The sequence below is a fragment of the Alteromonas sp. ABE4_545 genome (assembly GCF_056161325.1).
Map to the genome: position 1 here is coordinate 78,613 of NZ_JBSWYY010000010.1, position 14,092 is coordinate 92,704.

The 14,092-nt window shown below is 47.6% G+C and carries 9 protein-coding genes; 8 read left to right on the forward strand and 1 reads right to left on the reverse strand.

The features are described 5' to 3' along the window. Positions 1 to 71: 71 nt before the first annotated feature. From ACXAH6_RS11300 to ACXAH6_RS11330, 7 genes are all read left to right on the forward strand, one after another. Positions 72 to 713, forward strand: coding sequence for a GntR family transcriptional regulator (locus ACXAH6_RS11300; RefSeq protein WP_474876888.1), 642 nt, complete (start codon positions 72 to 74; stop codon positions 711 to 713). Positions 714 to 840: 127 nt separating this feature from the next. Continuing rightward, positions 841 to 2,091, forward strand: a complete 1,251-nt coding sequence (locus tag ACXAH6_RS11305) for an NAD(P)/FAD-dependent oxidoreductase (RefSeq protein ID WP_474876890.1) — start codon at positions 841 to 843, stop codon at positions 2,089 to 2,091. Positions 2,092 to 2,199: 108 nt separating this feature from the next. After that, positions 2,200 to 3,105 carry a dihydrodipicolinate synthase family protein gene (locus ACXAH6_RS11310; protein ID WP_474876891.1) on the forward strand — a complete coding sequence of 302 codons (906 nt, stop codon included), beginning with the start codon at positions 2,200 to 2,202 and terminating at the stop codon, positions 3,103 to 3,105. A gap of 13 nt (positions 3,106 to 3,118) precedes the next feature. Continuing rightward, positions 3,119 to 4,117 (forward strand): 4-hydroxyproline epimerase, encoded by a 999-nt coding sequence (locus tag ACXAH6_RS11315; RefSeq protein ID WP_474876893.1) that lies wholly within the window; start codon positions 3,119 to 3,121, stop codon positions 4,115 to 4,117. Between the two features lie 22 nt (positions 4,118 to 4,139). Next, on the forward strand, positions 4,140 to 5,576 hold the full coding sequence (locus tag ACXAH6_RS11320; protein WP_474876895.1) for an aldehyde dehydrogenase family protein: 1,437 nt from the start codon (positions 4,140 to 4,142) through the stop codon (positions 5,574 to 5,576). 80 nt (positions 5,577 to 5,656) lie between these two features. Beyond that, complete coding sequence (gene lacZ / locus ACXAH6_RS11325) at positions 5,657 to 8,833, forward strand: beta-galactosidase, LacZ type (RefSeq protein ID WP_474876897.1); 3,177 nt, start codon at positions 5,657 to 5,659, stop codon at positions 8,831 to 8,833. A gap of 47 nt (positions 8,834 to 8,880) precedes the next feature. After that, a complete protein-coding gene (locus ACXAH6_RS11330; RefSeq protein WP_474876898.1) occupies positions 8,881 to 11,607 on the forward strand; it encodes a DUF5695 domain-containing protein in 2,727 nt (908 codons plus the stop codon). A gap of 90 nt (positions 11,608 to 11,697) precedes the next feature. Here ACXAH6_RS11330 and ACXAH6_RS11335 read toward each other — a convergent pair whose 3' ends face one another. Further along, on the reverse strand, positions 11,698 to 12,591 hold the full coding sequence (locus ACXAH6_RS11335) for a LysR family transcriptional regulator (RefSeq protein ID WP_474876900.1): 894 nt from the start codon (positions 12,589 to 12,591) through the stop codon (positions 11,698 to 11,700). A 221-nt stretch (positions 12,592 to 12,812) separates the two neighbouring features. Between ACXAH6_RS11335 and ACXAH6_RS11340 the strand changes: the two genes are divergently transcribed. Then, the gene (locus tag ACXAH6_RS11340; protein ID WP_474876902.1) at positions 12,813 to 14,042 is read left to right on the forward strand and encodes an MFS transporter; all 1,230 of its coding nucleotides are present in this window, start codon (positions 12,813 to 12,815) and stop codon (positions 14,040 to 14,042) included. Positions 14,043 to 14,092: the final 50 nt, after the last annotated feature.

Sequence of the window (14,092 nt, forward strand, 5' to 3'; positions counted from 1 at the left end):
ATAAATATCAATAAGTACGCTGACACATTGCCGTAAATAAAAATAAGGTCAGCGCTGGAGTGCAATTAAGCATGTCAATTGTTGTAAAAACACTGTCTGAACAGGCATACGAAATTATAAGAGAGAGAATACTCTCAAATGATATCCTCCCCTCAGAGCCCATCCGTCAAGATGCGTTATCTAAGGGTTTGGGCGTGAGCAAAATACCACTGCGCGAAGCGTTAACGCGTTTAGAGCACGACGGTTTGTTGTTGTCTCACCCAAACCGAGGATTTTTAGTTAAACCACTGTCGGTAGAAGAAGCGGAAGATGTGTTTCATTTGCGCATCACGATTGAGCCTGATGCCGCTGCAGAAGCGTGTAAAGTAGCTTCAGAAGAACAGCGAGAGAAAGTCTCCAAAATCTTCAAAGAGCTACAAAACTTCGCCGATGAGGTCAGCCCTAGAGCCGTGACGATCAATGGTATGTTCCATCTTGCGATCACCGACTGTGCGAAAAAACAAGTTACGCAAACCTTACTTGAGAATTTGCACTTATTGTCTGAACGTTATGTACGTAAACACCTTGAGCCGCCCAATCGTGAAGCTGACGCGTTCCACGAACACCAAAAAATCTACGATGCTTGGATGGCGAGAGACGCAAAACTGGTGAAAAAATTACTCAAAGAACACAACAAGGGCACCTTGGAAGATTTGAGAGAACAGTTGAAATAGCACTGTTTAGCATTAGAAACCGCTCGACTGAGCGGTTTTTTTATGCCTGTAATTTATACAAAGTCTATTGCTGCACCGGATCTTTTTATATAGTATACGATATATAAAAGAAAATATTAGATAGTGCATGTCGGAAAAACAACAAATAGCAGTCATCGGGGCCGGTGTGGTTGGACGAACCATCGCACTCAAACTACAGCAGCAAGGCGCTCAGGTAACTTTGTTTGACCCCAGCACCGCTCTCGACGCACCATCGTGGAATAACGCAGGCCACATTGCCATTGAGCAAATCGCGCCTCTCGCCTCAATTAACGCCATCATGACAGCCTATCAACGGCTCTTCGCATTCGGTGGCGCACTCGACTTTGCGCTGACATCTCCAGGGGTAATCCCATGGATTGGACAATACCTAAAAGCATCGTTGCCTAAACAGTATCGCTTCGGCGTTAAAAAGCTGGCCGAACTTATCAGTATGGCCGACCCAGCATGGTCTCGACTGGTTGCTTCCATAGACGCTGAAGATCTCTATCAACGTGCAGGCCACTACGTACTGTGGGAAAGTAAAAAGTCGGCGCTAAAAAGCACAAGAAAATGGTCAGCCACCGATATTGGTAGTTGCCACTTTTTACCACTAGAAGGGGGTGAGTTATCGGCTGCGACAGCCCCATTGAAAACCCCAGTGTTTTCAGGGATACGCTTTGTTGGTACGGGCCAAATCCAGTCACTTTCCCGATTGGCGGTACAGCTTGAGCGAGCGTTTCTTTCTGCAGGCGGCACCATAGTTAATGAAAAGGTTTGCCCTTTAACACTGCAACACCAACAAGCAGCAGCGGTAACCGAGTCAGGAAACAGCATAAAAGCAGACCATTTTGTGGTCAGTGCCGGTGTTCATTCAGCCGACCTCCTTGCCAATATTCATCCACAGATTCCGTTAATTGCCGAGCGTGGTTATCACATTGAAGCAGAGGTAAGCGAAGCAGCATGGCCGAGCACGCTTCCGCCGTTGGTGTTTGAAGACCGCTCGATGATTGTGACCCGCTATGCCAATACCTTAAGAGCCTGCAGCTTCGTGGAGTTTGCCCATAAAGATACGCCGCCAGATCAGCGCAAGTGGCAACAACTCATAGCCCATTGTCAGGCGCTTGGCATTCCTCTTAATCACCATGCCAAGCAGTGGATGGGAGCACGCCCAACATTGCCCGACTATCTCCCAGCAATTGGCACAAGTAGCAAAGCCAGCAATCTAAGTTATGCGTTTGGCCACCAGCATTTAGGCCTCACGCTCAGTGCCGCAACGGCAGAACTAGTCGCCAGCTTACTTCAACAGGGTGACGCAGGTAGCTTGGCATCTGGATTGTGCGTGGAAAGATTTGAGTAGCCAGTAAGGTGAACAGCAAGTATTTGAGTCTAATCTCAGATCCAGGGTTGTTTTTATATCGTATACTATATAATATCTATAAAACTTAGAAAACAGGATACAAAACCAATGAGTATGAAAGATTCACAATGGACAGGCGTGTTCCCTGCCGCGACAACCCAATTTAAAGAAGATCTATCAATTGATTACGATGCCACCCAAAAAGGTTTTGAAAATCTGTTAAACGACGGCGTAGACGGCCTGGTTATTATTGGTACTTGTGGTGAGAACAACTCGCTAAAAGCGGAAGAAAAGCGCAAAGTACTAGCATCAGCAGCAGAAGTGAAAGGTAGTGCACCGATTATTTCTGGTGTGTCTGAGTTCACTACAGAAGCCGCCATTCAATTTGCTAAAGATGCAGAAAAGATTGGTGCCGATGCATTAATGCTACTTCCGGCCATGGTTTATGTACCTACAGAAGAAGAACTCGTAGCGCACTTCAAAGCCGTTGCAGCAGAAACCTCTTTGCCTATCATGCTGTACAACAACCCAACGTCTTACCGCGTGAACATGAGCGTTGATTCATTGGCGCATTTGGTTGATGTGCCCAATATCGTGGCGATCAAAGAAAGTGCTGCTGATACTCGCCGCTTCACCGACATCATTAATGCCTATGGCGATCGTTATAAAGTGCTTGCTGGCTTGGACGATGTGGCGCTTGAAGGCCTAATGCTAGGTGCGTGTGCTTGGGTATCTGGCCTAACGTCTGCTTTCCCCCAAGAATCTGTTGAGATCGTAAAGGCATTTAAAGCCGGTGATATGGCTCGCGCATTAGAAATTTACCGTTGGTTTATGCCTTTGCTTCACCTTGATGCAGGCCACGATCTGGTACAAGCGATCAAACTTGCTGAAGAGATCATGGGCCGTGGTAGTGAGCGCGTACGTATGCCTCGTTTACCACTAGCTGGTGCTCGCAGAAAAGCAGTTATCGACATGGTTGAAACAGCTGCCGCAACTCGCCCAACCAAAGCTTAATAAGAGAGCCACCATGCGTCATACCTATTTTTGCATTGATGGTCACACTGCCGGTAACCCTGTAAGACTAGTTACTGGCGGGCACCCGCTGTTAAAAGGTGAAAGCCTCAGTGAGATGCGCCAGGATTTTATGGCGAATTTTGACCATATTCGCAAAGGCTTGATGTTTGAGCCTCGCGGACACGACATGATGTCTGGTGGTTTTATTTATCCAGCTAAACACCCTGAAGCCGACTTTGGTGTGATTTTTATTGAAACCAGTGGTTGTCTCCCCATGTGTGGGCACGGTTCAATTGGGATCATCACCTTTGGCTTAGAACATGGTCTTATCACACCCAAAACACCGGGTACATTGATAATGGAAGCCCCCGCAGGCCTGATTTATGTGGACTACCACATGGTTGGCGACAAAGTAGAGTGGGTAAAATTACGCAATGTGCCCAGTTACTTAGCGGCAGAAAACATCACTGTTGAGATCCCTGAGCTGGGCGAAATCAGTGTCGATATCGCCTATGGTGGTAACTTCTACGCGATAGTTGAACCACAACAAAACTATAAAGGTTTAACATCGCTTACCGCCTCACAAATTCTCACATACAGCCCGCTCATTCGCGAGGCTGTGAGAAAACAGTTCCACCCTGTACACCCAACAAATCCTTCTATCAAGGGTCTCAGTCATGTTTTATGGACTTGCGATCCAACCAGTCCTGATGCCCATGGACGCAACGCGGTATTTTATGGTGATAAAGCCATCGATCGCAGCCCCTGTGGCACGGGAACATCAGCACGAATGGCACATTTAGCAGCCAAAGGCCGCCTGAAAGAAGGCGATACCTTCGTGCACGAGAGTTACATTAAAAGTCGCTTTTACGGAAAAGTGGAGGCATTGACCACACTTGGCGACTATCCGGCAATCATCCCATCTATTCAGGGGAGTGCATACACCACCGGATTCAACCAAATATGGATAGACGACCAAGAGCCTTTCCCTGAAGGGTTTCAGGTTATTTAACCTTTAAACAAGCGAGGAAGATATGCAAGTCATTACACTAGGACACCACATTGGTGGACAAGCAGTCACAGGCGCGCCCGTTCTACATCAGTACAATCCGTCGAAAGAAGACGATCTACAAGTGTCATTGCCTGAAGCTGGCGCAGAGATCGTTGATAAGGCTGTTGAAGCAGCCAAAGCTGCATTCGATACATTCCGCGATCAAGGTATCGAAGCACGTTCAGACGCACTCGCACGCGTACAACAACTCATTATGAAAAATAGTGACGCATTATCTGAACTCATTGCCCGAGAAACAGGAAAAACCCTCGCCGATGCCAAAGGTGAAGTGGGTCGCGCTGCGCGAATCTTCGGCTTTTTCTCAGGTGAAGCATTACGTATTGTAGGTGAGAGATTAGAATCGACCCGCAATGGCGCCATGGTAGAAGTCGAATACGCGCCTATCGGCGTTGTTGGCCAAATCACACCGTGGAATTTCCCTATTGCGATCCCTGCTTGGAAAATTGCTCCGGCACTCGCCTACGGCAACACAGTTGTATGGAAGCCGTCTGAAATTTCATCGGCTACCGCACAAGCATTAATGGCGTTGATTGAAGAAGCCGGTGTGATGCCGGGTGCCGTGAACATGGTATTGGGCGCAGGTGAGACAGGCGCAGCCTTGTGTGCACACGAAGGTGTAGATGCACTCAGCTTTACAGGTTCAAAAGCGACGGGTAAAAAAGTACGCATGGCGGCAGCTGAACGCGGTATTCCAGTACAAACCGAAATGGGTGGTGTGAATGCGCTATTGGTCTTGAAAGACGCTGATCTTGACGGCGCGGTTGAACTGGCATTGAACGGGGCATTTTTGGCTGCTGGCCAACGCTGTACCGCCACATCACGTATCATTGTTGATAATGCCATTGCTGATGAGTTTGTTGCAAAACTCACGACTCGCGTAAAAGAAACGACGGTTGGTGATGCCACTGCGCCGTCAACGCTGATCGGCCCACTTGCTAGCCCGAAACAAAAAGCTTTGATTGCGGATCAAACCGCTACAATGGAAGCCCATCCTGGAGCAAACTTGGTCTTCGGTGGTAGCAAGGTCGATATGCCAGCGTGTTTCTTTGCGCCGACCTTGTTCGACCATGCCAAACCTAGCGACCCCATTGCCAAAGAGGAAATCTTTGGTCCCGTGGCTGCCGTCTTCCGTGTAGACGGTTACGAAGCGGGTTTAGCCATGCTCAACGATAGCCAGTACGGCTTATCGGCGGGGCTTTGCACTACGTCGCTAAAATATTCTGAACACTTTAAACGCTATGCCAAAGCAGGCATGTTGATGATTAACCTGCCAACAGCAGGCATTGATTATCACGTTCCTTTTGGTGGCGTGGGCGATTCTAGCTACGGCGCTCGTGAACAAGGTCGTGAAGCAAAAACCTTTTATACCTATGTAAAAACGACTTACCTCAAAGCGTAAAACCGTTTCTCCGTTGGGGGTGCATGCTTTTCATGTGTGTGTGCACTCCCACTTCTTTTATATCGACAAGGAGTGTGGTTATGTTGCAAAACGCTCGTGTATTTCCCCTATTCTGTTTACTTTCCATTTGTGCCTTTACACTGTCTCCTCCCGTGTCTGCAACAGAGACACCAGATTGGGAAAATCCCGCCGTATTTGAGCGCAATACACTGCCACCACGCACCTTTTTTCACCTTTATCAAAACCCTGCTCAAGCAAAGTTAGAAACACCGGCTCTCTCGCCTTATTATCAATCATTAAATGGGCAATGGCGGTTTCATTTTACTACCACACCAGAAACCCGCCCCCAAGATTTTTATAAAAACGACTATGACACCAGCCAATGGCCCACCATTACGGTGCCCAGTAACTGGCAAATGCAAGGCTACGATTACCCCGTTTACACCACCTCTGGTTATCCCTTTCCAAGAAACAAACCTTATATAGACCACAGCTACAACCCTGTGGGATCTTACAAGCGCGAATTCACATTAACGCCAGAGTCATTGAACAACAAAATCGTGTTGCATTTTGGCGCAGTAAAGTCGGCTTACTATGTATGGGTTAATGGACATAAAGTGGGATACGCTCAAGACAGCAAGCTTCCCAGTGAATTTGATATCAGCCCTTGGGTGAAGTCAGGCACAAACTCAGTTGCCGTTGAAGTATATCGTTGGAGTGATGGCAGCTATTTGGAAGATCAGGACTTCTGGCGCTTGAGTGGCATTCAAAGAGATGTATTCCTGCAATTCTTGCCGCCTGAACACATTTGGGATTACCACGCAGTAGCTGGCTTAACCCAAGATAATCAAAACGGTACATTTGCTCTCGACGTTGATGTGCGTCAGTTAGCTACCTCGCCAACAAGCGCAACCGCAGCAACACAAAACAACATCCAACCAAATTTAAAAGTTGAAGCGGTGATATTCGATGGCAACACGCCTATTTGGCAGCAATCACAGCGCCTCGATAAAGCACAAAGCGAAACATCATTGCACTACAACACCACCATTGAAAATGTGAACTTGTGGTCTGCAGAAACGCCCTATTTGTACCACCTTTACCTTTCTGTTTATAAAGATGGAAAGCGCACCCAAAGTATTTATCAACCCATTGGCTTTCGCACCGTAGCACTGAAAAACGGTCAACTACTAGTCAATGGCAAAGCCATTTTGATAAAAGGCGTCAATCGCCACGAGCACGACCCAATCACAGGCCAAGTCATTGGCAAAGCTCAAATGTTGGCCGATATTCAATTGATGAAACAGCACAACATCAACACGGTGCGTACGTCTCATTACCCCAATGATCCGCTTTGGTATCGCCTCGCCGATGAGTATGGTTTATACGTGATTGACGAAGCCAATGTCGAAGCACATGGGTATGGTTACGACAAAGATATGTCATTAGGCCACGACCCCATGTTCAAAGCTGCGATCATGGATCGCATGCGCGGTATGATCGCCCGCGATAAAAATCATCCGTCGATTATCTCTTGGTCCATCGGCAATGAAATTGGGCCGGGCACTAACATCGCCGCCACTTATCGCATGGCCAAACAACTCGACCCAACCCGTATCGTTCAGTACGAAAACCGCCGAACGTGGCACAAAGAAAAAATGACCGATGTGATTGGCTGGATGTACGCCGATCTTGAAGAAATTAAACAAAAATACGATGGTCACTTCCCTGAACAGCCGTTTATTTGGGTGGAGTATTCTCATGCCATGGGGAACAGTAATGGCAACCTCAAAGAGTTGTGGGAGTACGTGCGTGAAAACCCGCATTTCCAAGGTGGCTCGATTTGGGACTGGATGGATCAAGGTCTACAAAAAGTCCTACCCGACGGAACGGTGTTTTACGGCTACGGCGGCGACTTTGAACCTGAAGGCGTAGAGAATGCTGGGAACTTTTGCGCCAATGGGTTGATCGGCTCAGATCGCGTTCCTCATCCTGCTCTCTACGAAGTGAAAAAAGCTTATCAAAATATCCAGATAGCCTTGGCAACACCGACGTCACTGCGGATCACCAATGAGCATTTCTTTACCGCTTTATCGCATTATTCTGGCTATTGGGAATTACTTGAAAACGGCAAGGTGGTAATGAAGCACGCCCTTCCCCCGCTATCTACCTCGCCCCAGCAATCTGAAGTGGTTCAGCTTACTGAACTCGCACAATTCACATTAGACGACGATAAGGAATACCTGCTCAATGTGAAATTCAATCAGGTTAACGCCACGGCAATGGTGCCTGCTGGCGCAGAAATGGCCTCTGAACAATTTGTATTGCATACACCCGATACCGTTTCAGTGCCGACTCACCTTGCGGAAAACGCCTTACACATGGAGCAAGATGCGCATACGCTAACCGTGAGTAATGACGATGTTAACCTTACCTTCGACATGACAAAAGGCGCACTCAGCCAATATCAATACCAAGGCACATCATTAATAAAAGCGCCTTTGCTACCGAATTTTTGGCGAGCGTTAACAGACAATGACTACGGCAATAAGTTTGGTGATATCACCGCGGACACTTATCAAAACGCACTCGAAGGGGCCAAGGTCACCCAAGCCGATATAGACAACACCAGTAATGAATTTACGATTCATTTTGTCTTGTCATTACCCAAGCTAGACAGCGAAGCACTGATCGATTATCGAATTTCGTCCGAAGGTGAGGTGACGGTGAATTACTCGGTAGCCGTACCAAAAGACAAACCTGAACTGCCGCGATTTGGTATGGTATTTCAAATGCCTGACGGCTTTAACCAAGCGAAGTGGTATGGTCGAGGGCCGTTCGAAAACTATCAAGACAGAAAAATGAGTGCGGATTTAGGGATTTATAAGGCTGACGTAAATGAGCTGTACACCCCTTATATTCGCCCACAAGAAAATGGGAATCGCAGCGATACCCGTTGGCTAACTATCACCGACGCGAAGGGGGTTGGGCTGCGAATCACAGGTAATCGTCAGTTTGATTTTACCGCTCATCACAATACGATTGCCGATTTTGATTATCCCAAGTATGAGGTTAACCGTCACACCAGTGATATTCAGCCTCGTCCGCTAACAGAAATTTGCATCGACAAACAACAACGCGGTGTGGGCGGTGACGATAGCTGGGGGGCGTTGCCTTATGACAACTACCGCCTGTTGCCGGCAACACTTGAAGGCCCGTTAACGTTTTCATTTACACTTAGCCCTGTCGCACTCTAATCGATGGGTATGGATCACCAAAAATAAAACAAATAGAAAGGCTCAATATGTTTAAGGAAATAACGTCGTCTCCCCTCGCAGTGTGTGTGCGAAAAGCCCTATTCATTGGGGCCGCGAGCAGTGTGTTATTGCTCGCTCAAGGCTGCAATGACAGCGCCATTGACTCTCCTGAATTTGCACTCCAGCTCGACCCGGTTTCAAAAACCCTAATATCTATGAAGCCTAAAAATGGGGAAGCCGGTTTTGATTTTCTTCCTTTCGAACATCAAGAAAACCGCACGGGTGACGGCTACTATCAATTGGGCGATATTGATATTCGATTGCGCCAATCCAATACGTCAGACTGGCAGGACTTTTCGAGTGCATTGCACTACGGGCCAGTTGAAGAACTCGTCGCCAGTAGCAATTTAAACAGCGCTGATATTAGCGCCGACTTGGGTGATATTCCGCTCACCGTAGTACGCGACTGGGTGGTCGAAGACGGCCATTTACTCCTTAAATTTACCCTTAAAAACAACACGACCACTGACTATGAAATTGGCGGACTTGGGCTGCCTATGGTTTTCGACAATGTGGTGAGCGGCAGAGAGTTAGACGAAGCGCACCAAAAAGCCAGCTATGCCGAAGCCTACATGGGTGAAGATGCCGGTTACGTTCAAGTGGTTCGGTTAAACGGCCAAGGCCCTGCACTGCTTGTCACGCCTGAAGAAAATGCACCTTTGAAGGTTTGGAAACCCATTCTCGATGAGGTAAACCCAGACGAAACACCCAAGATATATAACGACCCAACACACCGCACTCATACCTTTGAAGGTTTTTACGATTGGATGATATTCAGCAAAGGCTTTGCAGATAACGAATGGCAAGGTAAACCGCAATGGAACACTCCCACTTCCCTCACTCTGAGCGCAGGAGAAACCTATACGACATCAGTGCGTTTTTCACTGGCCCCATCAGTAAGAGAGGTTGAGCAGACATTGGTGGAGCAGTCTCGCCCTGTTGCGGTAGGTTTACCTGGTTATGTAGTGCCGACCGACTTACCTGCCAGACTGTTACTCAAAGCGCCGAGCGAAGTAAAAACTATAGATATTACACCTGCAAACGCATTAACTCTCACCGAAGTAAAAGGCCCTAACGGCTGGAAAGAATACGCGGTAAAAGGTAATCAATGGGGTCAATCACGCGTCACCTTAACTTACGCAGATAATTCAACCCAAACCATTCATTACTTCGTCACTGAACCCATGCGCAAAGCAGTCTCGACCATGGGCGACTTTCTATTCAATCAGCAGTGGTTTGAGGGTGAAAACGACCCATTTAAACGCGGCCCATCTGTAATGAGCTACGACAATGAAACTCAATCTATCGTGCTACAAGATCAAAGAGTATGGATCGCAGGCTTGAGTGATGAGGGTGGCGCTGGTTCATGGCTAGCTGCGGTAATGAAGCAACTCGGCCAACCTGATGCAGACGAAATCAACAAGGTCATGCGTTTTTACGATGAAGTCATCGACGGGCGTTTACAATACACCAGTGGCGATAACCAATTCGGCGTGAAAAAGAGCTTGTTCTACTATGATCCTGAAGCGCTTCCCGATTATGACTATGATCAGACTAAAGACTGGACAACCTGGGCATCGTGGAACAAAGAAGCCGCCGATTCCGTGGTTCGTTCGTTCAACTATGTGCACGTTGCAGCCGCTCAATGGGTGCTGTACAAACTCGCTCGCTTCCATCAAGGGCTTGTTACCAACCACGATTGGCAGTGGTATTTAAAACGTGCTTGTGACACCTCAATCGCGATGGTTGAACTCGCACCGACCTATGTTGAATTTGGGCAAATGGAAGGCGATGTTTTTGTTGAGATCCTCAACGATCTTTACGCCGAGAACATGTTAGATGACGCCAAAGCACTTGAAGCTGTGATGCGCAAGCGCGCCGAGCATTGGGCCAGTTTAGCATACCCCTTCGGCAGTGAAATGCCTTGGGATTCCACCGGCCAAGAAGAAGTGTACGCGTGGATGCGTTACTTCGACAAAACCCCACAAGCGGAACAAACCCGAGAAGTGATTCTTGGTTACGATTTCACATTACCTCATTGGGGTTACAACGGCAGTGCCCGCCGATTTTGGGATTTCCTCTATGCCGGGAAAAACAGCCGTATAGAGCGACAACTCCATCACTATGGTTCCAGTATTAACGCGATCCCGTTGCTAGATAGCTACCGTAGAAACCCAGACGACTTTTATCTGCTTCGTGTTGGCTATGGCGGCATGATGGGCAGCTTAACCAATATTGATGAGAAGGGTTTCGCCTCGGCCGCATTCCATAGCTTCCCAGATTACATGGATTTCGACCCGTATACCGGTGACTATGGTTCTAGCTTCTTTGGTCATGCTTATGAAATTGGCAGTTATGCCGTCGACCATCCTGAATTCGGATGGGTAGGTTTTGGTGCTCAAGTACAAGATCAAAGCCAACATGACGCGATCATCATTACGCCCAAAGATACATTCGCAACCCGCATGTATATTGCCCCGGCAAAACTCTGGCTTCAACTCGACGCCGGTAAATTCGAGCAAGTGGTCTACCACCCTAGCACGGGTAGTGTAGATGTGAGTTTTGCTGGCGCTACTCAATACACTAACGCGGCCATGCTCAAAATAATGTCTTACGGCGCACAATACGCTGTCGACAAAGCCTTACCGGTAAAAGCAGGGCGTCATGAAATTGCTCTGTCTAGTACGGGGGCAACAGTCACACTCAAGCGCTAGCGATTATTGTTGATACTGTTGATGTCCGCCGAAGTCTTAAACGCGGACATCAACGTCATGGCTTAACAAAGCCCCGTTAGTCAGCCGCGGTTAACGACGATAACGGAACCGTTCAACAAAGACTTTAAACGCTGGTGATGATTGCCTTCTATTGGGGTAATAAAGATGAAAACCAGAGAAATACGGCGACCAGTCGGTCAATATTGAACACAGCTTGCCTTCGTTGATATAGGGCGCGGCTAATTGTTCAGGTACGTAGGCTAGTCCAATACCGTCAACAGCAGCATTGAGTACATGCATAATACTGTTGAACACTAACTTGCCCTTCCCCCTTACGGTGAATTCTCTATCGCCTTCTTGAAATTCCCACGCGTAAATATTGCCGTCTGGCCGATGTCGAATATCAATACACGAATGGGAAGTCAGTTCATAGGGAGTTGCGGGTGCAGCATGTCGTTCAAAATAATCTGGTGAGCCGACAACCACTAAGCGCATTTCAGGGCCAATCGGCACAGCAATCATGTCTTGACTAATCGCCTCACCAAGTCGAATACCTGCATCAAACCTCTCGCTCACAACATTACTAAAACCGTAATCAACGTACAGCTCAACCGTGATATCAGGATAATCTCTGATAAACGCAGACAACTCCGATCGTAAGCACAGCTCAATTTGATCGTCAGTACAAGAAATACGAAGTGTGCCCGCAGGTTTATCCCGCAACTCCCCCAACGCTTCAACTTCGTCATTAATACGGTCAAATAACGGCGCGAGTGAAGTGAGCAACCGCTCACCAGCCTCGGTTGGCGCAACATTTCTGGTGGTTCTAGACAACAAACGAAGCCCTAACCGCTCTTCTAACACTTTCATTCTGTGACTTAGTGCAGAGGGTGTCACTCCCAATTTGGCTGACGCTTTAGTAAAGCTCTGATCTTGTGCTACGGCTAAAAACGCTTGGAGGTCATCGACTTTATGCATACTCATTAATGAAAAAATCTCAGCAGTCTTTATAGATTACACCTACTAATCAAAGTTATCAGAGTGTGTCAATATCTTTCGACATTTCCGTGATGAACAACATAGTAAAAACGAGGGCGCTGTTCATGAAAGATAAACATGTGGATCTGTACGAGCAAACAGACAAGATCCCATTTGCCAGATTAGTACACTTCTTTAATCAGCAGTTACGCAAATAACGGTACGCTATGAATTCACATGAGAATACCCGTGTAGTGGCCTCTGTCGATACACACGCCAGCGCCAATGAAGCCCCCGCTTATTGGAGCGGCGTATTTGCGATGACGCTTTGTGTCTTCGCACTTGTAGCGTCAGAGTTTATGCCCGTGAGCCTTTTAACGCCGATAGCCCAAACGCTCTCTGTAACAGAAGGCATGGCAGGACAAGGTATTGCGATTTCAGGTGTATTTGCCGTTATTACCAGCCTTTTTATCACGTCAATAACACACGGTATCAACCGCAAAACATTGCTGTTAATACTCACCGTAATGATGGGGTTGTCTGGTGCGATTGTTGGCATGACAACTCACTACGTCACCTACCTGATAGGGAGGGCGCTCATAGGGGCCGTTATCGGCGGTTTTTGGTCGATGTCTGCTGCAATTGCCATGCGATTAGTCCCTGAAAAACAAGTTTCTACTGCGTTGGCCGTGTTTAACAGTGGCAACGCGCTGGCGATTGTTATTGCGGCTCCACTAGGCGCTTACTTGGGCGCGGTCATAGGTTGGCGCGGTGCATTTCTTTGTTTAGTGCCGATATCCCTTCTCGCGTTATTGTGGCTTAGCATTAGCTTACCGTCTCTGCCTGATGACAAGCCCGACAACAAGAGAAATGCATTTGCGACATTCGCGCTTTTGCGAAGCCCAGTGGTAATAATCGGCATGCTGTCTGTGGGTATATTTTTTATGGGTCAGTTTAGCCTTTACACCTACGTTCGCCCCTTTCTTGAAAGGGTGACGCTGGTTGATGTTAACTCGCTATCTTTTATCCTTTTGCTAATTGGTATCGCTGGACTTGTGGGTACACTCTTGGTCAATATTCCGCTCCAACGCGGGTTTTATCATACCCTCGTGGCGATACCGTTATTCATGGCCGTTATTGCGATTGCATTAACGCAAGTTGGGCATTGGGTCATTCCCGTTGCCATCGTTCTTAGCCTTTGGGGCTTAGTGGCTACTGCTGCACCGGTTGGCTGGTGGGCATGGATCGCAAATACCTTTCCAAATGATGCAGAGGCGGGAGGTGGCTTAATGGTTGCCGTGGTTCAATTGTCAATTGCGCTGGGGTCAATCATAGGTGGCGTGTTTTTTGATACCTACGGTTACCGACTCACGTTTCTCATTAGCGCATTACTTTTGATAGCGGCAGCTTGTTTAACGTTTTGGACATCCAAACTAACAAAACGCGTCATGAGTTAGACACCAAAAGCCTTAGTGCCAAGCGATACATTGCCCTACTTTTCAACATA

What these genes read in the sequence shown, in the direction of transcription:
- ACXAH6_RS11300 (WP_474876888.1), top strand. Translation starts at nt 72, where the DNA reads ATGTCAATTGTTGTAAAAACACTGTCTGAACAGGCATACGAAATTATA.
- ACXAH6_RS11305 (WP_474876890.1), top strand. Translation starts at nt 841, where the DNA reads ATGTCGGAAAAACAACAAATAGCAGTCATCGGGGCCGGTGTGGTTGGA.
- ACXAH6_RS11310 (WP_474876891.1), top strand. Translation starts at nt 2,200, where the DNA reads ATGAGTATGAAAGATTCACAATGGACAGGCGTGTTCCCTGCCGCGACA.
- ACXAH6_RS11315 (WP_474876893.1), top strand. Translation starts at nt 3,119, where the DNA reads ATGCGTCATACCTATTTTTGCATTGATGGTCACACTGCCGGTAACCCT.
- ACXAH6_RS11320 (WP_474876895.1), top strand. Translation starts at nt 4,140, where the DNA reads ATGCAAGTCATTACACTAGGACACCACATTGGTGGACAAGCAGTCACA.
- lacZ (WP_474876897.1), top strand. Translation starts at nt 5,657, where the DNA reads ATGTTGCAAAACGCTCGTGTATTTCCCCTATTCTGTTTACTTTCCATT.
- ACXAH6_RS11330 (WP_474876898.1), top strand. Translation starts at nt 8,881, where the DNA reads ATGTTTAAGGAAATAACGTCGTCTCCCCTCGCAGTGTGTGTGCGAAAA.
- ACXAH6_RS11335 (WP_474876900.1), bottom strand. Translation starts at nt 12,591, where the DNA reads ATGAGTATGCATAAAGTCGATGACCTCCAAGCGTTTTTAGCCGTAGCA.
- ACXAH6_RS11340 (WP_474876902.1), top strand. Translation starts at nt 12,813, where the DNA reads ATGAATTCACATGAGAATACCCGTGTAGTGGCCTCTGTCGATACACAC.